A 26,294-nucleotide genomic window follows, 5' to 3' on the forward strand; every position below is an offset into this window, starting at 1 on the left:
AAGAGATGATAACCCCGGAAGCATGAGTAATTTTTGGCAACGTACCATAACGGGTCTTTTTTTTGTTGTAGCAATAGTTATCGGATTGTGGTGGCATCCGCTGGCCTACATGTCCATTTTTGCACTTGTTGTATTGCTTGGAATGTATGAGTTTGTTCGCATGCTTCAGGGTCTGGATGTGAAGATCCGTTTATTTTGGGCTTTTTTAATAGGTTTGTTCTTTTACCTTGGTTCATTTTTATTCTTCTATGCACAGATACAGGCCCGCTGGCTGGTTGTGATTGTTCCCCTGGTAGGTGGTGTGTTCCTTTCAGAACTTTATTTTAAGAACAAAAATTCGCTTTTGAATATTGCAACCACCCTAATAACCCCGCTGTATGTAGCCCTGCCTTTTGCTTTTTTGCATCATCTTGCCTTTTATGATGGAGAGTACAGCTATCATTTGCTGCTGGGATTTTTTCTGATGATCTGGGCAAATGATTCGGGGGCTTATGTGATAGGTTCTCTCGTGGGCAGACATAAGTTGTTTCCCGGTGTTTCACCGGCTAAAAGTTGGGAAGGAGCTGTTGGAGGATTTGTTTTTACAATTGTAGCAGGGGTTTTTAGTTATTATGTATTTGGTGTATTGAAACTCATCGATTGGATAATTATAAGTAGTCTTGTTGCAGTTCTGGGAACTTATGGCGATCTTATTGAATCGATGCTGAAGCGAAGTGTTAATATTAAAGACTCGGGAAGTGTCTTACCCGGACACGGAGGAGTGCTCGACCGGTTTGATGGTGTTTTTTTCTCAGCTCCGGCTGTAAGTTGTTATCTTTTGTTTTGTTAACTTTGCACGGTTTTAATTAGAAGTGTCTGTCCATAAAGAGCCATTTACCGGGTTACGCTCGTCCGAAAATTACTCATTTACGATGAGTAAACTCCCTGTTTTCGGACTTCGCAAGCCTTGTAAATGACACTTTCTGAACAGACACATGATAAGTAGGAAACTTTTCCTACTTTACAGACAGGCACTAACTTAGTGCGTGTCTATAAACTCGCAAAAATTTTTTTCAATAAGTGTGTCTGTTCAGAAAGTGCCGAATGCAAGGCATAACGAAGCAAGTGGTATTAATGGACCGACACTAATCAGGTTATCATCATGACAGTTCACAAAGAAGGTTATGCTACGCTGTTTGTAGTTTTTTTAATTTTGGCCGGGGTCAACACAGGAATTTATTTCTTAATGGCTTCTCCAGCTCCGGTTCTGGAATGGACCGTTATTATTTCTATCATATTACTTTTTTATTTTGCAGCCTTTTTTCGCAGCCCGAAACGGAGCGTTTTTCTTCAGGAAAAAGCCATTGTTGCTCCGGCTGACGGGAAAATAGTTGTGGTTGAGGAAACCGAAGAGAATGAATTTCTTAAAGAGAAGTGTATTCAGGTTTCGGTTTTTATGTCCATATTCAATGTCCATATTAACTGGTTTCCAATTTCAGGAATTGTCCGTTATGTAAAACATCAGCCAGGCAGGTTTCAGGCGGCTTATTTGCCTAAGGCATCGTCCGAAAATGAACGCACAACGGTTGCCCTGGAAACTTCCGGCGGTGCAAAGGTTGTTGTGCGGCAGATTGCCGGTGCACTTGCCCGAAGGATAGTTTGTTACGCTGAGGAGGGTGAAAAGGTGAGACAGGGACGACAACTCGGGTTTATCAAGTTTGGCTCAAGAGTAGATATTTTTCTGCCTGTCGGAAGTCGCATCGATGTGCAGCCCGGTCAAAAGGTAAAAGGGAGGCAAACCATTATCGGGTGGCTCGAATAAGTTGTTGTGAAAAAAGAGTTCGTCACTTACTGAAGTCTGATGCCCATAAATATTACATCATCAACCTGTTCCAGGTCTCCTTTCCAACTGTAGAAATGTTCTTTAACAGCATCATATTGCTGATCCATCGGTAAATGATGAATTTCTTCCAGCATGTTTTTGATCCCCACTTTCATGAATTTTTTCTCTTTGGGTCCGCCAAACTGATCGGAGAAACCATCCGAGAACAGATAAAGGGAGTCGTCGGGCTTGCATTGATATTCAATGTTTACAAAAGGCGTATCATCATCGACAAGTGAATCCCCGATACTTCGACGATTTCCTTTATAGATGGTAAGTTCATTGTTCAGATATAAATAAACCGGCCGTTTTGCAGATGCTACCCTCACTTTATTGGTGTCTGTTTCTATTTCAATAACGGAAATATCCATCCCGTCCCGTGTGTTTTCTTTATTCTTACTGTTCTGGAGCAATATTTTTATTTCCAGATCAAGTCGCTCAAGAAGGTCGGCCGGAGAATTGACATCCTGACGTTTTACAATATCATTGAGCAAAGTGCTGCCTATCATCGACATAAAAGCTCCCGGAACACCGTGACCGGTGCAATCGGCGCAACTGATAATAAAATGGTTTCTGGTTTTGTAGAACCAGTAAAAATCACCGCTGACAATGTCACGGGGTGCAAAGAAAACAAACGACTCAGGATAATATGATTTTAAGACATTAAGAGGGGGTAATATAGATGATTGAATGGTTTTGGCATAGTTTATACTGTCGGTAATATCGCGGTTTTTTCTTTCAATCTCAGCCTTTTGCTCTCTGAGCTGGATGGTTTGAAGATCAACGGCTTTTTGTAACTGTTCTTTCTGGCGTTTTAATTTTCTTTCCCGGAAGATTATTATCAGGTATACCGCATAGATGATAAGGGCGGTAAGTGCCAGGTAGAACCATGGTTTTTTCCAAAAAGGAGCAGCGATGGAAAAGGAAACCGATACAGGATCAGATGGAACGCCATCCGCATTAAAAGCGCGAACCCTGAGTGTATAGTTGCCGCTTGGCAAAAAATCATATTCCCTGAAATTAGTGGTCCCCAGATTAATCCATTCATGGGTTTCTTCGTCTCCACTTTTTTGTAGTTGGTATTGGTAAGTTACTTCTTTTGAGTTTTTAAAGCTTATACCGATGAAATTAAACCTGAACTGATAGCTTTTTCGGTAAGGGTAAGGGAGTTCTATTTTTTCACCCGGCCGGTAGCTCTTACCGGATATCAATATATCGGTGAAATTCAGAGAAGGAGGTATGGGGTTTTTATCATGTTTGTCGGGGAAGTAATGAACTACTCCCTGAGCAGAAGCAAACCAGAGAGTTTTGTCGCTATCTTTTTTTATTTGATAGAAATCCGAACCCATTTCCTGTTCGTGGTCATATATTTCAATTTCTTCGGTTTTGGTGTCAATCATACTCAGTCCCGGATGATGAGCAATCCAGAGCCGGTTGCGGTTGTCGACAGAAATGCTGTAACAAAAATTTTTAGCCAGACCGTTACTTACATTAAAAGTCTGAATGGAATCTTTCTTATATTTTAATACTCCCCGGCCATGAGTGGCTAACCAGATACTGCTGTCGGATGTTTGAACCATATCATATACGTTGACAGGCGCATCGGATATTTTGTGCATTTCAATACGGTTGTTTTTCAATTTACAAATTCCGCTGTTTCGTGGCCCTATCCATACGTTATCTTCGTTGTCTGTATATACGAAATTTATATTATTGTGGGGAAGCCCCCGTTCGGTGGTAAGGTGTTCTGTTTTTCCGGTCTTTGTATTGATGGAAAAAAATCCACCATAGGTTGCCAGAAAAATCATGTCGCCTTTTCCGGTAATGTCCCTGATCATTAAAGCAGGAAGATTAGCTGAATAGTGTAATCGTGAGAATCTCATCTCGCCGGGTTTACGGTAGTAAAGACCTTTGCTACCGCTGGCAGCATAGAGTGTTCTGTCCGGGGCACAGTACAATCCGGTGATTTCATCGTTGGGAATACCAAAAGAGGCATCATAGTATTCAAAGTCGATGAAACAAAAAGGATCGGTTTTGATCAGCCCTTTCTCCAGTCCCATCCATAAGGTGCTGTCATGACGGCAGGTTGACAGGACTTTGTTTTGTTCAAAGCCAATGGTCTCCAGGTTGTAAAATACATGATATTCATTTGTCAGAAGAGAGGTGCCTCCGCCGTAGGTGGCAAACCAGTAATTGGATTCCCGGTCGCACAATATGTCCCTGACATAGTTGTTGTTGAGCCCGTTTTCGGTGGAGAAATTAAAGGAGTCTGTGTACTCCTGCCTGTCAGGATCGAAAAAAAGTTTGATCACACCGTTGCCCCATGTGGCCAAAAGGAGATTCCCGTTTGGCTCCTCTTCAATGTCTTTTATGTTTTCCCACTGGATATCGAATTTCAGGCAGAGACTGTTGTCTACAATGTGACGGCTTTCGTTTCGTGTACCGGAATATAAAAAGAAGCCATTATCTTCTGTTCCAATCCAGTAATCCCCGATAATTCCTTTTCTGGGAATGATGGAAGTGATATTGGTGGGTGGAATTTGTGAAATCCTTTCTGCTGAAGCAATGGTATCATTTTTCGAAAAATTAAGGCGAAAAAGTCCTTCTGATGTGCCTGCCAAAACGGTTCCATTAGTAATTCCGATGGGATAGAACAGTTTGTGGTTAAGTTTATCGTGCTTTAAAAGTTCATAGTCAAGGGTGCTTTTGTCGATTTTTATTAATCCTTCATTCTGACAGGAAATCAGGATGGTCTCATTATCAAGATCTCTGATATCCGTTACCGGACTTTTCGTCTCAGGAATCCTTACCGGCCAAAACCGGTTGTTTCTATATATGGTGACGTCGCCGTTATTGTGACCAATCCAAAGTTTTTCATCAGAGGAGATATGCAGGGACGTGATGAAATCGTCGGCAAGCGAGTCGGTGTGATTAAAACTTTTGAACTTGAGCCCGTTATATCTTACCAGTCCTTCTCCGGTTCCCATCCAGATATAACCGTTTTTGTCCTGTTCCAGGGCATAGACGAAATTTTGAGGCAATCCTACATTGGAATCGAAGATTTTAAATCTGAAAGATTGTCCCGATACATTACGTGTCAATAAAAGCAAAAATGCAATTGACATGAGGAATGTCAATTGTCGGGCTCGAAAGTCCATAATGCTATTGTTTTGGTTTTATGCCTATGCTGTATTTATACTCCGGGATTCCACCAATAGGAATACTGTAAAACGGCATTAGTTCTCCGTATTGATTTTCCAGGAAGATGACAACATTGTTGTCTTTCACCATTGGTGATTGTCTTTTAATCATTTGAATATCCAAAGAACTGTTGTGCTCATCTTCGGTTATGGCATGACGGCTTTCCACCCATTCATCATCTGCCGAAGCTGCCAGTATTTCACCGTTTTTTGCAGGCGATATGATTCTGATAAATCCGTCACTGTCCCAATCGAAATTACTTTGCTTAATGGCAATAACATCCGATGTCATATAAGGATAGATATGCGAAACTTCATTGACATTGTTGTGCAGCCTGAATTTGTATTTGAAATAGAAAGCAAATGCTCCCTCAACGGGGCGGTTTTCGTCGCTTTCGGTAGTAAGAAACAGAGTGTAGAGATTTCCGTCATCTCCATCAATTCCTTCAATTATCAGTTTAAAAATATACCCTCCGTATTCCGGTAGTAGTTCTCCTTCGGTTGGGTTAAAAGGGCCGAATGTATACCAGTTTTTTATCGTACCTTGGGTTGCCTGCAAATGTTTTTGAAGCCAGCAGGTTCCCGCTTTTATAGTTTCCCTCGAGATTGGAACGCCGCGCATCCTCTTCTGAGCAAGTACCTTCGCCTCCATATACAGAAAAACGGGAAGTTGTGTCCCATTCACCTTTTTGCTCATCGATATCACCTCCGGTATCAGGATCATAAACCCTTATGAAGACAGGATGCTCATAGTTCTCCGGTATCGAAAAAAATATGATTTGGCAGAAGTCGTCATCGCCCCAGGCAGTATCTCCGTCACCGCCAAAAGTGACCAGATAGGGGATGTTTTCATCAATTGCAGGAACGGGTTGGGCAGATAGCGGAGACAGGTTAAAAAGGAAATTCAGAATGATGAAATATAACGCTGTTGTTGTTGGTTTCATAATGCTCTTTATTGAGGATCAGTCACTTCTATTTCTCTGAAAAAGCACACTTCCCGGTTGTTCTTTAAGCGGGTTGAACAGATGATCCTGTATCTGCCGGCTTTATGATATGTGTAATCAATATTTTTGCCAATTCTTGTTTCTCCGTTGCCAAAATCCCAATGAAAGACCGGGTCTTCCGGTGGATTCTCGTATCCGCGAAGGGTGGCTTGCAATTCCAACGTGAAATTGGTGTTTATAGTATCGGGTGCTTCAAACCATATTTGTTTTTTTCTTTCAATTTTCAGGTTATACGAAGCAACCGAAAAAAGTTGCTCATTCAGCAATGTATCTACTACATTAAGATTAATTTGATATTGTCCGGGCTGCTCGAAGCAATGATCTACTTCGAGGCCTGTTGCCTCATGCCCGTCTCCAAAGTCCCAACGGTAAATGTAAGGCAGTGTGTCTGATTTGAACGGTCCGTTTTCGAAAAAAGTGAAGCAAAAATTGTCTGCTTCTACTTTTTGAGGATCGGAACATGCAATCTGAGGGATTGAAAATTTGTATATGTCATCGTCCCCGTCCCTGTCAGAAGCAAAAAAACCATGCTTTTCATCGGGCCCGATGTAACACGAAAAGTCATTAAAAATAGTGTTGACAGGCTCGGGAAGTTGTACGGGTTTGCTGCCGGTAATATGCGGACCAACGTAGTAAATGTCGAGGTTCCCTGTTCCGTCGTGTCCATTGGAAGAAAAATAGAGTTTTCCCGACGGGTGGATAAAAGGGAACAATTCTTTTCCAGGGGTATTAATTTCAGGGCCGAGATTTTCCGGTGTGCTCCAGCCATCCGGGGTTCTGTGAGAGACATAAATATCGGTTTCTCCATATCCGCCTTCCATATCGGACACAAAAAATAACCGGCTACCGTCGGCCGAAAGAGATGGTTGACCAATGGAAGCACCTGGGGGAACATCTATTATCAACTTTTGATATCTGTGCCATGCTTTGTCTCTTTTCCGGGCTGTATAGAGCGTTAACCGGTTGGGCCGGTTCTGACCGGTTCGGCCCTGATATCTTTCCGAACGGTTGTGAGTAGCTATAAGCATGGCGCCATTGGCCGAAAAAGTTAACGGACCGGCATTGTATCGTGGCTGGTCAGGTGGTGAAAAGAGTTCCACCTTTCCTCTTGTTCCCTCCGGAGACAGGGGGACTCTGAAAATTCTGAAAAGAAGCTCATTGTTTTGGTCCAGATAAGTGACAAACAGGTTGGTTCTTCGGTTTGAGATAAAATAAAGCATAGAATCCTGTACCACCGGAGCGAACTCACTGGTACCGGGATTGCTTATTTCTAATTTCCTGATGTCGATTCCCTGTCCGGGGGCTTCAATCCCGAATAAGATGAGTAAAAATATGACGAAGTATGGTGTTTTTTGCCAGGCCATGGTGGTCAGTTTTAAAAGAATTTGGGACTTGGGGTATTAATCGTGTATCCAAAATCGTACTGAAGAGAAATTTCATGGCTTCCCTGGTTGAAATTTCCAATATCACCCAAAGAATAGTCATACGAGTAGGCTACCCGAAATTGTGGAATGATTTGCCAGCCTGCATGAAAAACAATCTCTTCTCTTGTACGGTAGGTGGCACCGCCCCATATCAAACTGTTATAGATTACAGAGCCTGAAAGGTCTGCCCAGGAGCCCGTGTCCCGGTTCACTTTTAGCAGAAACGACGGCTGGAAACTTAAATCCTGCGAAACATCAAATAGATAACCGCCGGTGAAGAGAATATCCATTTTCTTCGGGTCGAATTCAGGTCCGTTTAATTTTTCGAAATCGTGGGTGAAAAACCCGGGAATGGATATGCCTCCAAAGAAACGGTGATTGTATATACTCCATCCAAACCCTGCCTGGGGGCCCGTCGATGCCTCTGTAATGCCGAATACTTCATCTTCCGGCTCTTCCAGTGTTACCTCGTTCCAGTCGATGGAGTAGCTGGAAAATCCTCCCGATACACTAAAGGCCATCCAGGTATAAGGGTTGAGGCGCACGCGGTAAGTATATGAGAGCGATGCACCAAGATTGTTTTTGATCGCGAAGGTTTCGTTAAAAATCTGCAAACCGACTGCCATATGGGGATTCTTCAAAGGGGTGTGCCCTGTAAAATACTGTGCATGGGGCGATTGTGGCAATCCGGCCCATTGCTTTCTGAAGGAGCCGAAGAGAGAAAGAACTTCACGCGATCCGGCAAATGAGCTGTTGATAGCGAATCTGTTGTGCATGTATTGGCTAAGCGTCATGGCTTTCTGACCGGATGCCGGAAGCAGTACAAGCAAAAATATGATGATGGCAGTAATTTTCATATCAGACAGACACAGTTAATTTCTTTTGATGATTAAATAATCCTGTACAGCTTCAATGCCTTCTCCTTTGAACACAAAATAGTAAACGCCGCTGTCAAGCGGTTTGCCATTGTCGTCGGTGCCATTCCATGGTTCCTGTTCAGAGTAATTTTTTTCATGATAGACCACAGCACCGTTTTGATCGAAAATGATCAATTCATTGTTGGCAATATGCCGGGCTCCTTTTATCTTGAAACAGTCATTCTTGCCGTTGCCATCAGGCGATATTCCGGTATAGTAGGTCAGGTTCTGAAGATAAAGAACGATCTGGTCAAATTCGGCCGGGCAGACACCGTTGGTCACCAACCACTCAATGGTAACGGGGCCGTTGTTAATATTGGAAATAGGTGTGATTGTGTCGGAAGGGCTGGCAATGTTTCCGCTTCCCGATACAAAATACCATTCTCCTTTCCAGTCACCCGACAAAGTATCGCTGAGAGGTGTTCTTGCTTTCAGAGTTGTTGAGTTCGTATGATAGAGGGTATCTGTTTCACCGTTTTTAATTTCGGCTAAAGGTGGTTCGTCGAATCGTACAATTCGACTGTCGCTGGCAGAACAGTCTTTGTTTGTTTCTGTCCAGGTAACAATGTGCTCGCCCCAATCCGAAGCTTCAAAAACAGAGTCATTCGGATTGGTACTTCCTGAAAATGTTCCGGTTTGGGAGCTCCAATAACCATATTGGGCTTTTGCCGACAATTGATGTGTAAGCACGATGTTTTTTACACCACAAACGGCTGTATCATTCCCTGCATTGGGAGAGGGGAGAAGATCGATTACCGTGGCTTCATAAGATATATCTTCCTGTAACGCAAGGCAGCCGTTGTTGTCGCGAACCCACAGAAAGGAGAAGGTTGTTTCACCATTTACGTTCACTGTTTCAGAGGTTGATGCATTGGCCGAAGTACCGTTGAGGGTTTCCGAATCGCCGTCGGAAATGGCATATTCCCACGGGCCGTCTTCACCCTCAAACACAAGTTCGAGCGTAGCCGCCTGTTCTTCTGTTCCGCAAACTTCCGATGAGGTGGATAATGATGCAGAAGGAGAACCGCGAAGCAGGACATTAACATCGTCTGTGTTTGAGCAGGCTCCGTTCTCCTGGCGAAATACCAGCAGGTAATTTCCTTTTTCGGGGCCTTCAAAGGTGGTATTGGGATCGCTCGTGTCCTGGATAGTTCCTTCGGCAGGGGTTTGCCACGAATAGTTGTTCGAGATTGGATCAGGGACAGCACTCAGAACGGCCTGTAATCCGCAGGAATCGATGTCGGCACCGGCGGAAGGATTTGGCATAGCCCAGTTGGTGAAAGATATTTCTACCCCGGAAAGTGGTTGTCCTTCACCCATGTTCCATTCACCTGTTATAGAACTGTCAAAAACCTCTAATATTTCAAATGTCCCTGATCTGTTCGGATCACCGTCATTAACATCGAACTCAAAGTTGTAGTTTAATGTATATACTCCGTCATCCAGGTCTTCGTCGAATATATCCTTACCGTTATTAATTGTAATATTTCCTCTTGGATCCTGCAGGGTATAGCCAAACGGATCATCCCCGTAAAAGCGGATTTTCAACTCAACAGTAACCTGACCGGTTTCGCAAACATCAATATCACCGGTTACAAATTCAGCATTCGGAGTTTGGGCCTGTGCACCGAAAAAGTGGCTCCAGAGCAGGATTGTTATAATATATACCGGTTTAAGCTTCTTCATTGATCTAAAATCTTTCCTTGCCGTTGATGTTTATAAACGGGAACTACAATAATATGGCCCTGATACAAACCTAATAAAAAACTCCGTGAGTTCGGAATTGTTTAATATGATATCAAAGTTGAATTTAGCAAATAAAAATGACGAGTTCATTAAAAAGTACATGAAAGTAGTTGATTTTTACACGATTCATTGTTTTTTCCTGATGTATTTCGTGCAAAAAGTCTTTTTAGGCGTCTTTACTTTATCAGGCATCTGTAAAAGTTTAACGGAGTATTGACCCCTTTAATGAGCCATAAAAAATTGGTTGGTCACATCAATGCGTACCTGAAATAAGTATTGTATTGCCACTCCCCACTGTCTGAATTAGGATGCGTAGGATTAAAGGATTTTATGATTCATTTGTTCAGGCAATCCTTTAATCCCCAAAATCCTGTAAATCCTAAGCCTGACAACTACCTCCCATTACCATTTCCAGCTTACCACCAGCACAGGAGGGACATCACAATCTTTAAACGCTTCAAATTTGAATCTTTTGTTTCCCATGGTTTAAAGAACCGCCGTGTGCAAGACCCGAACGCACGGGTTACCCTGTGAAATAAGTTGATTTCACAGGGTGAATTTGAGAGGTGCTTCGGCGGGCTAATGGCTCACCGGCCATTTACTTGATTGTATTTTAGTAGCTGCCATTCTTCTCCCAAAGTTGATTAAAACCACCTTGTCCTTTTTTTTGTCAGGGAGTGAAAGGTTTTTATTTGATATTCTTCTTTCATTTTCTTGTTAACACTCAATTGAGCGTTGGCCTTTTGCTCTTTGCCACCGCAGGAACGAGGATGGCAATGTGCAAAATCGGGTCGGCCTTATTTAAACCAGGTCTTCCACCTTTGTTATGTATTTATATTCAACATCTTCAAATTGGTCGAAATGGGCTGTCCCGCATTTGATCTTTAATCGTTCTTCGTTTCTTAGTTTTGATAAGTCCTTGGTAGATTTGGTTTCAGCTACAAAGTAGATTTTCTTCTCGTTCTTAAAGACCAATGCCCAATCGGGATTATATTTTCCTATTGGCGTGTCAATATGGAACCAAAACGGAAGTTTGAAGTAAAATTCAATGTCTTCCCGTGTCTCGCATTCTTTGGCAAAGTCCGTTTCAACGTCCGAGTCCAACGGCATGTACTTATCATAAATGGTCTTGTCGTTTTTGCTTACTTCAAAAGTCAGGCTGTCAAGGTAGGTTTCAATCTCGTTTTCTTCAAAGAGCAGCATTTCAAAGTTTTTGCTGCCGATCTTTTCATACTTGATGCCGTCAATCATCATTTCATAGAGAACGGTTTTGATGGCAGCAACGGCTTTGTCAAGGAACAACTGTGGGTTTACCAGAATGTCATTCATTCGCCCGGATTGTTTCAGGATTTCCAGTACTGTGCTACGTGTCAGTTCGGTTTTGCTTTGTATGTAACCAAGCACGTCCGGGATTTCGTGATCTTTTTCCGGTTCAAGGACTTTCGAGCCTTTTACTTCATAATTTACTCCGGGTTCTTCAAGGAGAATTCCCACTTTAACTGATTTGATCCGGGACTTTTTGATTTCCTCAATTTCTTTTACGGCTTTTGAAGCTGCTTTTATCAATTCGTCCGTGTCATACGCCACCCTGTAATAGGTTCTTGATTTGATTCGCTCCCATATTTCAAGGAATTTCGGGTCTGCCTGAAAGCCTTTTCGGTATTCGACTTTTACTCGTGTTCGTTTGTCCTTGATCCGTCCTTTAAATGCCACTCCGCAATCCTCTTCAATTTCCTCTTGCAGTTTTTTGGCAAAGTCTTCGTAGCTCTCATTGGCTATGACAGTAAGCCGGTTAATGTTCCGGTCATGAATCTGGTTGCCGGTTTCGTCCACCGCCAAACGTAAACCCCTTCCGATTTCCTGTCGCTTTTTCAGGTCGGATTTGGTTTCGTTCAGTGTACAAATTTGGAATACATTCGGACTGTCCCAACCTTCACGCAAAGCCGAATGGCTGAAAATGAATCGCAAAGGTTCATTGTTGTCCAACAACCGTTCTTTGTCCTTCATGATGAGCCTGTAAGTATCATTATCCGCTTTAGTTTCACCGGAGGTATCTTTAAATCGTCCTTTTTTGTCTTGTGCGAAATAGCCGTTATGAACCTGGTCTACCGGAAAAGGAATCAATCCTTTGAAAGCCGGTTTTTCAGCAATTTCTTTAAATGCTTCTTCAAACCATTTGGCAAAACGTCCCGGTAATGCGTTGCCTGAATCATCATACTGGCGGTAGTTGGCTACTTTATCAATGAAAAACAATGAAAGTGTCTTGATACCTTTTTCTTTCAGTTTGTGTTCCTTCTTGAAATGTTCTTCAATGGTTTTCTGAATCTGGAATTTCATGATCTCGTCTGTAAACCCGCCCTGTGTATCGCCCACGTAGAGAATGGTTCTGTTGGTAAACGAAATGTACTGATTGGCCACATCAATTTCATCAATGATAAAACCGTCATGATAAATTTCCCGATTATTGGATAAGGCATACAGATCATCACCGACTTTAGCGGTTACGTATTTTTTCGTTACACCGCTGTCCTGGTTAACATCTATTCGCAATTTGGCTGAAGTCCGGTTTTTGGTGGCTTTAACCGATTCCAGGCTTACGAAAGCATCATTGTAGTTGTCTTCTGCAAACACGGAATCCACTTCAATTTGCTTTACCAAACCGAGATCATAAGCTTTCACCGGGTCTAAGCTGTAAACAAGATTGTACAGATTCAGGTGAGTAGCCGAATATCTGAGTGTACAGGAAGGATGCAAATTTTCTATGGCCTTTTTCCGAATGTCGGTTTCCATATTTTGCGGTTCGTCCACAATGACAAAAGGCCGTGTGTACTGAATAAACTCGATCGGACGTTTTCCGGTCAGCTTGTCGTTGGGTTTGTTAATGATGTTTTCGTCTTTGGCAAATGCATCAATGTTCATCACCAGTATCTGAACCGTATTGCTTGATGCGAACCCCCTGAGTTGCGAAACTTTTCCGGAATCATATACACCAAAATCTACTGGCACTTTGTCATAAAGCGTTTGAAAATGTTCGTAGGTAATTTCAAGGTTTTTCAGCACACCTTCCCGGATGGCCACACTCGGTACCACAATCACAAACTTTTTAAAGCCGTACTGTTTGTTGAGTTCGTAAATGGTTCGCAGATACACGTATGTTTTGCCGGTTCCTGTTTCCATTTCAATGGAAAAGTTCATGCCTTCCAATTCGGAAACCGGTTTAATATCGTTTCGTTGCTGAACTTCCTGCACGTTTTTCAGGATTTGTTCATCTGTCAGCACGAGATTATTCCCAACGCCATTTTCGGAGAGGCTTAAACTGCCATGCGTCAATGTGAAGTCCAATTCACTACTGCTCAAAGGCTGCCCTTCAAAGATGTCAACAATGGCGTTGATCGCTTGTTTTTGATAGTCCTGATTGGGATCGAATTGGAGTTTCATTCAACAGTTTTTTAAAGAATCATAATAGTAAGAACCAACTCAACGGAATAATAACAGCTTCATCTTTTACAATCAAATCCGTTTCCCTGGCGCTAATTACAAGCCCATACCGCTTATTTTTTTCATACTTTGAAACTTGTGTTGTTTTCGTTTTATAACTTCCTACTTCTATCACAATAGGTCTTTCCCTGGTTTCCACAATGAAGTCCGGTGTTTTAGACCCCCTGGCTTGTCCAAAACTTAATAATCCCGAATCAACGGATTTTCTTAGATACATGGCCACTGCATCTTCATAAAGTTTAGCTCGTAGATTATCTTCCAGTTTAGGCCCGAAAATCCTGCTGTATAGTGCTCTTCGAAGTGAGGGTGACATAAAGAATGCTTTTCTCGATTGTCCGGTTTTAGATTTCACACCGCCATAAGGGTGAAACACATTTAAAATCTCGGCTTTATCCAGTGTGTCGATCAAAGTTTCAATTTCATTTTCGGAACAGCGGAACTCTTTGGATAGCTTCTGAAAGTTAATCTCATCGCTCAAAGCCAATCGCATGAGTAGTCGTTGCATCCTGGCTGCATCTTCTGCCGAAGTAAATTCAGGAATATCTTTTAATATAATACGTTCAAAAAGACCAATTATCCTTTCGTTTATCAGCTCTTTATTTTCAATTTTTAGAAACCGGGCAATATTATGGTAACTGATATATTCGTCAATGAGCGAGTTCAAATCAATTGTACCAAACCGCTTCTTGATTTCTGAAAAATAAACGGTTATCTTTTTTTCCAATTTTTTAAGACCTGAGGACAACTTACCAACCTCTTCCGAGTAAAGGAGGGTGTTTCTTAATTCACTGCCTAAGCCTTTGGCAGGAAATAACTGCTTTTTGGGATTGTCAGCCCAGCTTTTGGCCAGAATAAATTCTGAGAAGCGAAAAGGAAAAAGTTTCACAAGGGTCCAACGTGTAGCTAAATCGGGACTTTTGTGTAGCAGCAGTGCTGAACTACCAGTGCAAAGTATAAATGCACGTTTACATTTCTCATACAATATTTTCAGGTCTTTATCCCATTCAGGAGCTTCATGCACTTCATCAATCAGGAACATTACCGGCTCTTCTAACTCAGGAAGCGGCTTTTTAAATACGTGTTGTTCCAATACCTGAAAGGCCTCAAAAAGATTGGCTCCAAGCCGGTTAAGATCATCTACGCTTATAAAAAATATTTTTTTGTTTGGTTTTGGAAAACCGTTTCTGCTATCTGCCACATCAGGGTTGTTTTTCCCACGCCCCTGAGTCCGGATATGGCGATCATGCGGGGTTGAGTTCCTCTTTCAAAAAACTTGCTTGCATGGCTTTTTAACGACACAAAGAGGTTTCTGCCCGGCATAGGCACGTTGTTCTCATCCCGGGTTTCTGCCTGAATGCGTCCGTCTGTAACAAGACTGTTTTTGAGGTATAGTATGAGTTCTTCTGTTATCACATTTGTAAGTTTTTTAATTCGCTGCTGCTCAAAGGCTGCTGCCCTTCAAAGATGTCAACAATGGCATTGATCGCCTGCTTTTGACAGTCTTGATTGGGATCGAATTGGAGTTTCATTTATCAAGGTTGTTTAATTTATTTTATAAAGAGATTCTTTCTCAAAAATTTCATCAAATTTAATTTTTTGGTCGTCACATGCGTCATAATCAATGGCATGAATTATTTCATATAGTGCTTTGCTCGTCTTCTCAAGCCTGTCGGAAATATCCGGGAAGTGTTCTTTAATATCTTCACAAAAACCTTCTATCTCATAGAAAATCTCACATGGAATTTATCCCAGTTGCCACCACTCATAAGCATTTATTTAAAATCTCGTTTAAAAATCATTCCTTCAGGACTATCAGTAAACTCAGCAATCACCACATTTTCCATGTCGAAATCAAAAGAGCCTACCAGTTCAGTTTTCTCTTCTGGAATATATATTTCATCCTCATTAAAGGTTGTAATGTATTGAAAGTATGGTTTTTCCAAATGCTGGTGATACATGAAGTTAAGTGCTTTGATTTTTGTATTAAGCGAAATACCATGATAAACACCGTCATGAATTAAAAAACGGGGAAATACCCTTTCTTCATTAATATTTTTCAGGAACACCATAAGGTCATAGGCAACAAGTTTTAATCGGGATTGCCCAAGAGCATCTGCCTTAGGAATTTCAATTTCTACTTTGAAAGGGAGTTGGTTTCTTGGAGAATCCGGTTTGGGTGAAATATCAAAATATCCACTTGGATTATCGTCTTCGAGAAAGATTGCATTCTGAAGAATTTCTAAAAATAAGGCTCTGAGATTATTAATAACAGATTCGTTTTTCTTCAATGTGGATAAAATGTCTCTTTTGACCTCTGAAATAGTCACATGCAGATTTCCCATCATTTCTTGAAGCCCATCTAATTCTTGAAGGATTTTTAAATTTCCTGCAAGTTGTGTTTTCTCCAACGTCAATTGCTCATATGTGTTTGTTATGCTTTCCAGAGCCCCTTTTTCTTCAAGCTTTTTATAAAGCCTGCTCCGCTCTTGCTCTAAAGCTGATATTTCACCTAATATTTTATTAATTGATTTTTGAAGTTCTTGTTCCTTTGCTATCAAAAACTTATTTCTGTTCTCCAGGATTTCTTTTTTAAAGGAAGTTATTTCATCAAGTGTTTTCGATACTAAATCCCCAAAAGTTGAAAAAACCTCATTGTATAATTTTTTGATTTCCTGTGTGTCGACTGATTGACTATACTGAAAACTTCCTTTAATTTTTTTGAGTTTCCTGTTTGCAGAATGGTATGCTTTCAGATGATCATTGATTTTTGCTGTAATCTCAACAAGTTCCTTTTCAAGGCTTTTATAATTTTCAAGAAATTTATAATCCTTTAAGCTACGTTCCAGCAATTCAATATTTTGCTCAATCTTTATTCTCTCACTTTTAAATTCCTCGATAGATTTCCCTTGATCAATTTTTATTTTATTCTCAAGTGTTTTTGCTGTCTTGCTAAACTCATTGTGTTCACCTAAGAGTTCTTCATATTTGAGAATCTCCTTCGTTGGCAATCCCAAAAGGAAAAAATTAAAAATAGCCTTACTTGTCTGGCTTCTGGTGCCAGATGAAAAATTGAGAGGATCAACTCGCTGTTGGTTATCAAGATCATCTTTAATAAAAAAATCCATCAATGTACCGTATCGTTCTCCCTCAAAGAAAACATCATCTTCATTAAATGGGAACAGTTTATTAGTAAGGATCTTTTTTAATTCTGCTTTTGTATACTCCTCTAAGGCATTTAGACTTTGTCCGAAAAAAACATTGGCTCCTTTTTCGAAAGTTCGCTTAATGAAATAGGTGATACCTTGTGACTTGAATTCGAGGGTAATGGTATGGTTTTCATCTCTTAGAAAATCGTACTTTGATTGAGAAAATCTTCTTTCTGCAGAGTTAGAGAGTAATGCAAAATCTATTAACCTTACCAACGAAGATTTTCCAATGCCATTTATCCCTTTATTTTCTTTATCATCCGAATATTTGCCCAATATAATATTAAGTCCAGGTTCAAACTTGAACGGTTTTAATAGAAGGTTGGTATCTGAGTATAATTGTACAAGCATTATTCAAATAGTTTTATTTGTTGGGGTTGTCTTGGAGTTAGTTTGATTTTATAGCCTCTTTTTTCGATCAGACCACACGAATAAAGAAAGGTGAGCGTATTCAAAAACATTTCCGGTGTTCTCTTGCTCCCGCTTTTTATGAAACCTGTTAAAACATCTTCCACTAAGACAAAACCTTGGCCTTTCAGCAACCTGATTATGTCGGTTCCTAAAACCATGATATTTACTGATAAATCACTTTCGGGATGAGGTAATATCATTGTTCTTGCTCTGTTTTAATCCGATTAAACATTGTTCAAAAAGGTTGATCAATACCGCCCTTATATAATGTAAATAATCATCATCATTATTAGATGAGTATTTACCAAGATAAAATTCCGATAACTGTTTCAGTCTTTCCTTGAAGCTGCCATTTGTCTGATTTGAATAATCGTATAAAATACGGTGCTTCATCCGGTCGATCTCTTCATCTTCATAGCATGACATCATATCATCAACCTGCTTTAAAGCTCCGGATTCTGATAAAAATTCAAATTCATTTATTGCATCCTGTATTTCAGTAGAGCCATAATTAAGTTCCATTTTTTTTCTGGCAGGAACATAACTTTTACTATCGTAAAGGATACTTGTATCTCTGATTTTAGAGGTCTGTAGAAGGTCATCCAAAAATTCCCTCAAATATTCAGAGCTAAAAAATTCTGCTTCTATTCTTAAATGTGCCCCAAGCTGCCTTCTTTGATGATTTTTGAGATTTGCAACCATTGTTAATAGCTGGCTTATTCCAACTACGGAAGATTTATCATTTAATTCCTTCACTATTTTGTCATATTGGGGGTCAATCTCATGGTTAATAACAATTGACCAGTTGGGATATTGTGCTTGCCAATGGGTTTTGTATTGTTCAAAATCACCTTTCGCTTTGGTTTCAAAACCTTTTTGTCGTTTCGCAGTATTTTGAGTCTCTTCAGGTCCATAACAAGCGATAATCCGTTTTTCACTTTCAACTATTCCGTCATTGCCTTTGTCCTTCTGATGTCTTATATCTGTAAAGCCCGTTTCTCCATATTTCATTTGAAATATTTTAATCACCATATCTTGAAAGTCAAAACCAGTCAGGGCTTTAAGTTGAGTCTCAAATCTATTTTGCAAAGGTGTATTCATTATCATATCGTCTTAAAATCAATTCCCGCATCCCGCATTTGCAGTACGGTATTGGTTTTCAACTGGTCGTTTCCGGCAAACAGTTTGTCCAATGCAATGCACTTTTGCGGTTTTAGGGAAATGATTTCATTTACAATTGCTTCACTCATTTTGGTAAGTACAACGGCCATTTCGTTGCCGTTAATTACATAATAACTCCCTTTGTTCGCAACCCTGCTATTTAAATCAAAACCGGATTTAAGCAACAGCTCGTACAGCATATTTTCTTCTTCCGAACCTTCTTTGACGGGGTCGGTAAAAGCATCTAATTGCTTTTCCAATTGCTCTCCGTTTTCAAACTTGTTGCCTCTCCATATTTTGAAATTGGACGATTGCAGCTTGAACACCTTAAATCCAAGGTCAAGTTTGGGGACTTCTTTTTCATCTCCAAAATCCAGTTTTCCGGCTTTTGCTTGCTTTTGTGCTTCTTGTTCATTCTCTATTTTCTTTATGACCCTGCGGATGCGTTCTTTGGCTAGATCAGCTATGGTTTTGTAACCTGCTTTAAAAGCCTCACTTTTTTCGTCTGTTTCTTCTTGAAGTTGGATACAAATAAATTTACGTTTGCCGCCATCTTCTTTGTTAAGCTCAATTGTTGCGTGTCCAGTCGTACCTGAACCTGAAAAAAAATCTAGAATTATATCCTCGTCTTTTGTTGAGATATTTACAATATTTTTAACAAGTATGGAGGGCTTAGAATGAACAAATATTTTGGGAGAAAACAAATCCGCCATTTCCTTAGTGCCATCTTCGTTTAAACCATGTTTATCCCACCATGATTCAGGTTTAACTCTTAATGACTTTCTTTCTTTTAAGTAGACTTTTTGGACAGGACGTGCTTGTCCACTTTTTCCAAATATAATACGTCCATCTTTTATTCTTTTTTCTACTTCTTTTTCGTTAAAAACCCAATATCTCCCTTTTGGAGGAAAATAGGTTTCACCTGTTTCAGGATTTGTAATTGGAAAATGAGGACCAATATGATTTGCTGATAAATCAGAAGTAGTCCATGGGCCTCTCTTGTCATTATCTGGATTTGTATAAGTTTTTTTCAAATATTCATCACTCAGAGGAAAACCTAATAACATTTCTTCATTCGATACCTGTTTTCCATAGGCAATAATATAATCATGAACAGGAGGTATATTTCCCATATTATTACCATTAGTCTTCTTTTTCCAGATAATTGTTCCTAAAAAATTCTCCTCCCCAAAAATCTCATTCATCAACAGCCGGAGGTTGTGCACCTCATTGTCATCAATGGAAACAAAGATTACCCCATCATCCTTCAGCAGGTTCCGGGCAAGAAACAGGCGGGGGTACATCATGCTGAGCCAGTTGGAATGGTAATGCCCGCTGTCCCGGCTGTTTTTCCGGTACATACCTTCACGGGTCAGGTAGCCTTCTTCGTCTTTTTCACCCACCCGCTTTAGATAATCCTCTTTGCTCTCCGAAAAGCGGTCGGGATAAATAAAGTGGTCATTGCCGGTATTGTAAGGCGGGTCTATGTAGATCATCTTCACCTTTCCGTAGTAGCTCTTTTGGAGCACTTTCAACACTTCAAGGTTTTCACCTTCAATGAAGATATGTCCGGTATCATCAAAATTCACGGATTCATCCTTGGCCGGAGTGAGCGTAGCGGTTGTCGGCGACTGCAATACCTTAAAGGCATCACTTTTTCCCGCCCAGTTCAGCACATAGCGTTCGTTACTGAATGTAATATCTTCTCCAAGCGTAGCTTTCAGCTTTTCCCAATCTACTTTTCCTTCGCTGATCACTTCCGGGAAAAGCTCCTTTAGCTTTTCAAGTTGCGTTTGTTGTATGTCGAGCGACTTTCCGTCCATGTTTCAATTTTACTTGTGTTCCAGTTTCAGATCTTTGCAAATCTCTTTTAGAACTTCACCGGGGTCGGCATCAATTGCCAGGGCAATCAGGTAAAGTTCTCTTACCCTTAATTGGGTAGAGGGGTTGAGGGTCAGTTCGCTGATCCTTGATTTACTAATACCGGTTTTCCTGGCAATCTCCGCTTTACTGGCAGATTTTTTAGCCAAATACGCTCCGAGTTCCGTCATGATATATTTTCGATTTCCAACACCCAAATTTAAATTTTTTATAGATAGTTTAGAAAATCCGAACAAAAACTTGCGCAAAATTCAAAAAGTAATACCTTAGTCAAAAATTTCAAAACCATGGTTCTGTTAAATAAAACTTGATAATATAAGTAGTAACTGTTTGTATAGTAGAGAAAGTTTCTTAGTTATCACGCGTCTGTTCAGAAAGTGCCGATTGCAAGGCTTGCAAAGCTGTCAAAAACGGAGTTTACTTTTCCCTTCTGCCTGGCAAACTTCTGCCTGTCGATTACTTATATCTAAAAATCTAATCATCTTTTGATCATTGAAAAATCTGTGTACGCTCGGCTCTGCCGCTTTGCTTGCAAAGAATCTGTGTCATCCGTGGTGCAACCTTTGTGCTCTACTGTGTTCTTATGTGGTGCAATCTCAACCTGATCCTCAACCTCAATCAGGGTTCCGGGTTTCTAACTTCTCCCTTCTGCCTTCTGCCTTCTAACCTTCTGCCTGTCGGTTACTAACGGCTACTGACTATTTTTTCGCAGGAGTTCCCGCCGGAATTTTTTAAATTGATCAATGAAGGCATCCTGAAAGTTTTCCCCGGGAGCAGGAGCAGGTACCATGACCAGTTTACCGTGGGGATCAATAAGATAGTATAAGGGAACTGCCTGAACATTGTAGTTGTTGATTAGGTTTCCCTGCATGGCAAAATATAAAAAATGCCAGTTTAATGTATTTTTGTTTGCTTCTAAAAATCGTTTTGCCTGATCGAAGTCTTCGTTGACAACAACCGTAACGATATGCAAATCTTGCCGGAAATCTTCCTGAATTTTTTCCAACAGTTTCATATCTTTTCGGCATGCATAATTTTCGGTGTGGAGAAAATTGAGATACACAAATTTTCCTTCAAAATCTTTCAACGTTTTTTCCTGGCCCGAAAAATCAGGCAGGGTGAACCCGGGAGCATCTTTCCCTTCCATCAATATGCCTATCCGGTCGTGCAATGCGGCAGCTGTTTTGGAGATACGTTTTTGTCCGGAATTATCTGCGCATTGCTTCAGAAGGTGAAGGGCAACTTTCTGAGAGAGTATTTTCTCATGATAACCTTCGTAGATGATCCAAAGAGCCAGAGCCTCACTAAAGTCGGGCCGGTGAAATAAATCGCGCGATCTTATAGAATCCCTGACGGAACGGTAACTTAAGGCGCGTTGAAAATGGTGTTCACTAAAGAAGGTATGACAATAACCGTTGAAAACTTCTTTAAAGGTTGTCCAGTATGCCGGCATGTTGAACTGTACCGGTTTGTCTGAAAAATATTTTTTTATGACATCCTGTTCTTTGTTTCTGCTGGCAAGCATGGCAAGTCTTGCATAGCGAAAATGTTTGTGTTCCCTGAAAAAATCATTGTCTGAAGGAAAATCAGTTTCGAGAGAGTCGATGACACCCTGAGCTAAAGATTTATTTTTGGTAGTGAGGAGCTTAACTGCGTATTTGTTTAATTTTCTGTTGAAAGCCTGATCGAAATCCCGGATTTTTGCATTCAGGCCGTTTGAATCTTCATTTAGTATTCCGATGACAACTTGCTCGTGTTTAAAAAAAGGATTTAGCTTTTGAGACTGCGACAGCGGTTTAAATGGTGGGAGTTTGATGTGGTACTCCTGTCCCGGGGTTAAATATATAAAACCTCTGAATCGGCCAATATCGGCAAAAGCGTATGTCGTTTCTTCAAGAGGAAATGAAAATTCAAAAGCACCATTGTCATCCACTTCTATGGTAAAAAGTTCTTCTTGCTGGTGATTTATGAAATTCTGAAAGTGCCTGAAAACAATTGCATAATCCTTGTACTCCGGTGCAGAACCATATATCCTGACACTCCGGTTTTGGGCGTTGATTGCCGATGTCACCAAAGTTAAAGCAATGAAGCTGAAGAGTAGCTTTCTATACATTCTAACCTAACATTTTCAGGATTCCATTATCCGGGCGTTTTAATTTGCACGAATCATGCCAGATTATTGTTCCCGGCTGACTCTCGCTACCTGTATTTTTATTTTATCAGGAATAAATCTTGAAGCATCACCGCCATGTTTAAGAATATCGCGAACGATAGAGGAGTTTACAGGCGTGTGCTCGGGCGAGGTGAGCAGAAAAACTGTGTCGATGCCCGACATTGCTTTGTTTACCTGGGCAATGGCACGCTCGTACTCGAAGTCGGCTGCAGTTCTGATACCTCTGAGTATAAAATTACAACCCAGCTCTTTTGCAAAATCAACGGTTAGACCATCGTATGAAACGACTTCAATTCGGTTTTCGCCGGCAAAAACCGAATTTATCCATTCTATTCGCTGAGAAACCGGGAAAAAGTCTTTCTTGTTTGCATTGAACCCTATGGCGATAAAAATTTTGTCAAACAAGTTAAGCCCCCTGCGAACAATATTTTCATGACCCACCGTGAAGGGATCGAACGAACCGGGGAAAATTGCTGTTTTTTGCATGCCTGCGTTTTTCTGTTTTTTATTGACGTTGTAAAAATTCAAAAAATAAGTCAAACCACCAATATATGGGCGTATATTTCGGACAATGGGAGTGTTTTAAGTTTTCCTTTTCACCAGAATTTGATTTTTGCTGCCGCGAAAGCCGCCATTTTCAACAGGATGAATCCGTGGGAAAAGCGGCTGATATTAGTGCTTCCATAGGTTCGTTCGCGATACTTTACCGGAAGGTCTATAATCTTGAGATTAAGCTTGTAAGCGCCAAACAACAAGTCGAAATCTCCGAACGGGTCAAATTCACCGAAGAAAGGGCGGTTTCGGGCCAGCCTCATGTAATCTGAGCGAAACATGACTTTAGTGCCGCACAGGGTATCTTTTACCGGTTGATCGAGAAGCCACGAAAATAAAAGGCTAGAAAAAATAATTACCGATGGTATTGAGTGGTCGCATGGCATTCTTCTCCATTGGATAAACCAGTCTCACGCCATTAATAAACTCTCCTTTACGGCTTGCCAGGGCATTGTAAAAACGGGGAAGGTCTTCCGGGGGCACCGTCAGGTCGGCATCGAGTATCATCAGTATGTCGCCCGTTGCTTGTTTGAAGCCTTCGCGTACGGCATCTCCTTTTCCTTTGCCGGGCTGGCGTATGGCTTTAATGTCGCGTACAGAACTGTATTCTTCTTTAACTTTGTTGATAACCTCCCATGTGTCGTCGGAGGAATTGCCTTCAACAAAAAGAATTTCTATATGACGTCCGAACTCCGGAATGCGTTTAACTGCATTTTCGATGTTTCCCGATTCATTTCTTGCCGGAATAACTATTGATGTGGAGAATTGATTATCGGTTTTACCGGGAACAGGTACCGGTCTTGCAAAGATGTAATTGTTGAGGCTTAGATGCCTGAGCAGTGGAAGTCGTGAAACAATTCTGTTAAAAAACCATGAAATGAGCGGAACTTTAAACGGGATCATCATATTCTTGTTGACCCGGTAAGTTTCGAATCCTGAGAGATAGAGAAGATTTTTCAGGTCGTTGGTAGACAACCAGTTCTGCAATGGTGAAGGCCGTTTGATGCGAAGCCATTCGGCCAGTTTCAGCATAGGTTCCCACAATCGGTTGTAATAGGTCACAATAACCCGGCTACCGGAGTGCGTCACTTTGTTCAGCTCTGTGAAAGCTTTTTCTACATCGGGTAAAACGCCTACCAGGTTAGACATGATAATGGTATCGAACTTTTCTTGCAGTTTGAGATTTTCGGCCTGCATAACTTCAAACCGGATTTCAGGGTATTTTTCACGTGCATGCCGGACCATTTCAGGGCTGAAGTCAATCCCTGTTTTATTGTCCGCATCCAGTTTCGCCAGCATTTCACCTGTGGCACAACCTATTTCGAGTACTTTGTGATCGGCTGGTATAAAGTAATTGCAATGCCTGGTAATACTATCCCAGTAATATGATTTTCGTTTTCTGTAACGCGACCAGGTTTTTGCAGCGTTATTGTAATAGGTGAGGATATGCTCCATTTTTTATTCTTCTTTATTTTTTTGCCAGATGTTGTAATTCACTTCAAACAACCAGGCGGGTTCGGTTTCTCCGATTTGTTTTCTGAGGATGAAAGTTCCCGGATATTTGTCAGCAATGTGTTTCATGTAACGATGAATGGTGTTTATCACCTGGCCGGTTCTCATTCTTGGATTTTTCCGGAGGGAGGCTACAATAATGTGTGTTACTCCCCGGTCGTATAATTGAGTAATAAGCGTATCCGCATTTTCGGAATCGAACCTGTAGATGCCATAAAATTCCTTTCCTCCGGCGGTTAAACGGGCAATATTTGGTTTTCTGCAGGCAATGTAAGACTCCGGCAGATTATGTGATGCAAATTCTACCATTTTCAGGTAGTTCTGCCAGTCGGGCGTGTAGCCGTAATACCGGTCACCCGAAATGTTCTTAAATGTCGCCTGAAAATCGGTTTGTTTTACTGTTTGTGCCGTTGAGAGCAGTACCGTAAAAGCCAGAAGCACCGCCGGAATTTTTTGTTTCCAGGCTGTTTTGCTTTTTGAAGTGTAAGAAACGATCGTTTCAATAAGAAATATTATCATTAACGAATAAAAAGGGATAATCAGCCGGGCCTGGTCCCAAATTGGATGCAGGGCAAAAAATGTGGTGCCCAACATAAATATTAAATATATACCAATGAAGAAGAGGTAAGGGTTTTTTCTGTAGAAACGAATCATCCCTGTTATGAACCACGCATAGAGCAATATTGCGACAACAGGTTGCTTCGACAACGACATGGCATCTTTAAAGCCTGTCAGGATAGCTAAATGTTTGGACAGATATATGCTGGAGTTCTGAGCAAAGCGTTCGAAAAAACCGCCAAATGTTTCGCGTCCCTGAGAAGCATCGTACGGATGTTCCATTAACAAAGACTGAAGCTGAGAATCTCCGCCTATGCTACTGTCCGCAATTATTGTCTTTAACACGATAAAAGCCCCTAACAATACCGGGAAGAACAATATTGTCAGCCATGCTGCCTTTTTTTGACCCCTGATGAAAAAGAAAAGAACAACTGCCGGAACAGCTACTATTGCAAGCGTACGGGTGAGATATAATGTCAGCAGTAAAACCGAAATTGCTAATACATAAGGAATAGGTATGGGTTGATTTTCATGCTTTTGTGTTGTGCTGAAAAGATAAAGAAAGAAGAAACTCTGAAGTGCCATGAAGAAGGCCTCTGAGTACGTTTGGCTCCCGAAGTAGAGGAAATGATGGTTCGCAACCAGTGCCAGAATAATACCCCAAAATGTAATTGCAGATACTTTGTTGAATATGGCTTTTCCTAACAGAAAAATCGAAAGTGACAGAAAAATCCATGAGCTCAGTTTTAATAAAAAGATATGGGTTCCGAATACGGCAATAAACAACGAAAGTATAAGCGGATAAAGGGGCCCCTGAAATTGTGGAAATTTTCCTTCTTCTAAAAACGAAATTGCACGAATGATGTAAGTGCTGTCGTCGCCACCTTCGCTGATTCGAAGGCTAAAGGTGAAAAAACTGAAAAACAAATATATGATGACGGCTGTTGCAGCCAGTATCGAATGCTTTTCCGTAAGTGTCTGATTCGCTTTATCCCACCACGAGGTTCGATTCTTTTTTTCTCTTTGCTTGTTTCTCATATTCAGGTCGGTTATTTTATTAGTGTCTGTTCATAAAGTACCATTTGCTGTGTTACGCTCGCCGCCAAAATACTCATTTACGAGTAGTAAACTCCGTTTTTGGCGGCTTCGCAAGCCTTGCAACCGGCACTTTCTGAACAGACACACATATT

At 41.0% G+C, this 26,294-nt stretch carries 20 protein-coding genes; 3 read left to right on the forward strand and 17 right to left on the reverse strand.

Annotated elements, in window-relative coordinates; translation table 11 throughout:
- Both OQ5_RS0103050 and OQ5_RS0103055 read left to right on the forward strand, forming a co-directional pair.
- Positions 1 to 829 (forward strand): phosphatidate cytidylyltransferase (locus OQ5_RS0103050; protein WP_016776084.1); only part of this gene is annotated, 829 nt, incomplete at its 5' end.
- Positions 830 to 1,141: 312 nt separating this feature from the next.
- On the forward strand, positions 1,142 to 1,801 hold the full coding sequence (locus tag OQ5_RS0103055) for a phosphatidylserine decarboxylase family protein (protein WP_016776085.1): 660 nt from the start codon (positions 1,142 to 1,144) through the stop codon (positions 1,799 to 1,801).
- A 26-nt stretch (positions 1,802 to 1,827) separates the two neighbouring features.
- Here OQ5_RS0103055 and OQ5_RS0103060 read toward each other — a convergent pair whose 3' ends face one another.
- The 15 genes from OQ5_RS0103060 to coaD form a co-directional block, all read right to left on the reverse strand.
- Positions 1,828 to 5,019 carry a ligand-binding sensor domain-containing protein gene (locus OQ5_RS0103060; RefSeq protein ID WP_016776086.1) on the reverse strand — a complete coding sequence of 1,064 codons (3,192 nt, stop codon included), beginning with the start codon at positions 5,017 to 5,019 and terminating at the stop codon, positions 1,828 to 1,830.
- 4 nt (positions 5,020 to 5,023) lie between these two features.
- Positions 5,024 to 5,620, reverse strand: coding sequence for a hypothetical protein (locus OQ5_RS24140; protein ID WP_016776087.1), 597 nt, complete (start codon positions 5,618 to 5,620; stop codon positions 5,024 to 5,026).
- On the reverse strand, positions 5,568 to 6,005 hold the full coding sequence (locus OQ5_RS24145; RefSeq protein WP_016776088.1) for a hypothetical protein: 438 nt from the start codon (positions 6,003 to 6,005) through the stop codon (positions 5,568 to 5,570). Before OQ5_RS24145 ends, OQ5_RS24140 begins: the two co-directional genes overlap by 53 nt.
- A gap of 8 nt (positions 6,006 to 6,013) precedes the next feature.
- A complete protein-coding gene (locus tag OQ5_RS0103070) occupies positions 6,014 to 7,429 on the reverse strand; it encodes a PKD domain-containing protein (RefSeq protein WP_016776089.1) in 1,416 nt (471 codons plus the stop codon).
- Between the two features lie 11 nt (positions 7,430 to 7,440).
- Complete coding sequence (locus OQ5_RS0103075; protein ID WP_016776090.1) at positions 7,441 to 8,346, reverse strand: PorP/SprF family type IX secretion system membrane protein; 906 nt, start codon at positions 8,344 to 8,346, stop codon at positions 7,441 to 7,443.
- 15 nt (positions 8,347 to 8,361) lie between these two features.
- Complete coding sequence (locus OQ5_RS0103080; protein WP_016776091.1) at positions 8,362 to 10,092, reverse strand: T9SS C-terminal target domain-containing protein; 1,731 nt, start codon at positions 10,090 to 10,092, stop codon at positions 8,362 to 8,364.
- An 861-nt stretch (positions 10,093 to 10,953) separates the two neighbouring features.
- The gene (locus OQ5_RS0103090) at positions 10,954 to 13,590 is read right to left on the reverse strand and encodes a restriction endonuclease (protein ID WP_016776093.1); all 2,637 of its coding nucleotides are present in this window, start codon (positions 13,588 to 13,590) and stop codon (positions 10,954 to 10,956) included.
- Positions 13,591 to 13,609: 19 nt separating this feature from the next.
- Positions 13,610 to 14,848: an ATP-binding protein gene (locus OQ5_RS0103095; RefSeq protein WP_016776094.1), complete on the reverse strand. Its 1,239-nt coding sequence runs from the start codon at positions 14,846 to 14,848 to the stop codon at positions 13,610 to 13,612.
- The gene (locus OQ5_RS0103100; protein ID WP_016776095.1) at positions 14,794 to 15,063 is read right to left on the reverse strand and encodes a hypothetical protein; all 270 of its coding nucleotides are present in this window, start codon (positions 15,061 to 15,063) and stop codon (positions 14,794 to 14,796) included. Before OQ5_RS0103100 ends, OQ5_RS0103095 begins: the two co-directional genes overlap by 55 nt.
- Before the next feature lie 359 nt (positions 15,064 to 15,422).
- Positions 15,423 to 17,207 (reverse strand): DUF2326 domain-containing protein, encoded by a 1,785-nt coding sequence (locus OQ5_RS0103110; protein WP_016776097.1) that lies wholly within the window; start codon positions 17,205 to 17,207, stop codon positions 15,423 to 15,425.
- A 234-nt stretch (positions 17,208 to 17,441) separates the two neighbouring features.
- On the reverse strand, positions 17,442 to 18,368 hold the full coding sequence (locus OQ5_RS0103120; RefSeq protein WP_044107407.1) for a hypothetical protein: 927 nt from the start codon (positions 18,366 to 18,368) through the stop codon (positions 17,442 to 17,444).
- A gap of 2 nt (positions 18,369 to 18,370) precedes the next feature.
- Positions 18,371 to 20,251, reverse strand: coding sequence for a site-specific DNA-methyltransferase (locus OQ5_RS0103125; RefSeq protein ID WP_016776100.1), 1,881 nt, complete (start codon positions 20,249 to 20,251; stop codon positions 18,371 to 18,373).
- Positions 20,252 to 20,260: 9 nt separating this feature from the next.
- Positions 20,261 to 20,506: a helix-turn-helix domain-containing protein gene (locus tag OQ5_RS0103130; RefSeq protein ID WP_016776101.1), complete on the reverse strand. Its 246-nt coding sequence runs from the start codon at positions 20,504 to 20,506 to the stop codon at positions 20,261 to 20,263.
- 494 nt (positions 20,507 to 21,000) lie between these two features.
- On the reverse strand, positions 21,001 to 22,422 hold the full coding sequence (locus OQ5_RS0103135) for a TlpA family protein disulfide reductase (protein WP_016776102.1): 1,422 nt from the start codon (positions 22,420 to 22,422) through the stop codon (positions 21,001 to 21,003).
- 63 nt (positions 22,423 to 22,485) lie between these two features.
- Complete coding sequence (gene coaD, locus OQ5_RS0103140) at positions 22,486 to 22,968, reverse strand: pantetheine-phosphate adenylyltransferase (protein WP_026055091.1); 483 nt, start codon at positions 22,966 to 22,968, stop codon at positions 22,486 to 22,488.
- 65 nt (positions 22,969 to 23,033) lie between these two features.
- Here coaD and OQ5_RS24150 point away from each other — a divergent pair, with 65 nt between their 5' ends.
- Entirely contained in the window at positions 23,034 to 23,306 is a 273-nt protein-coding gene (locus tag OQ5_RS24150; protein WP_016776104.1) for a hypothetical protein, read from the forward strand.
- 70 nt (positions 23,307 to 23,376) lie between these two features.
- Here the strand turns inward: OQ5_RS24150 and OQ5_RS20100 are convergent, their stop codons facing one another.
- The gene (locus OQ5_RS20100) at positions 23,377 to 24,489 is read right to left on the reverse strand and encodes a bifunctional class I SAM-dependent methyltransferase/glycosyltransferase family 2 protein (protein WP_016776105.1); all 1,113 of its coding nucleotides are present in this window, start codon (positions 24,487 to 24,489) and stop codon (positions 23,377 to 23,379) included.
- A gap of 3 nt (positions 24,490 to 24,492) precedes the next feature.
- Entirely contained in the window at positions 24,493 to 26,142 is a 1,650-nt protein-coding gene (locus OQ5_RS0103150) for a hypothetical protein (RefSeq protein ID WP_016776106.1), read from the reverse strand.
- Between the last annotated feature and the right edge of the window lie 152 nt (positions 26,143 to 26,294).

Source organism: Anaerophaga thermohalophila str. Valhall (assembly GCF_000250735.1).
GTDB classification, from domain to species: Bacteria; Bacteroidota; Bacteroidia; order Bacteroidales; family Marinilabiliaceae; genus Anaerophaga; species Anaerophaga thermohalophila_A.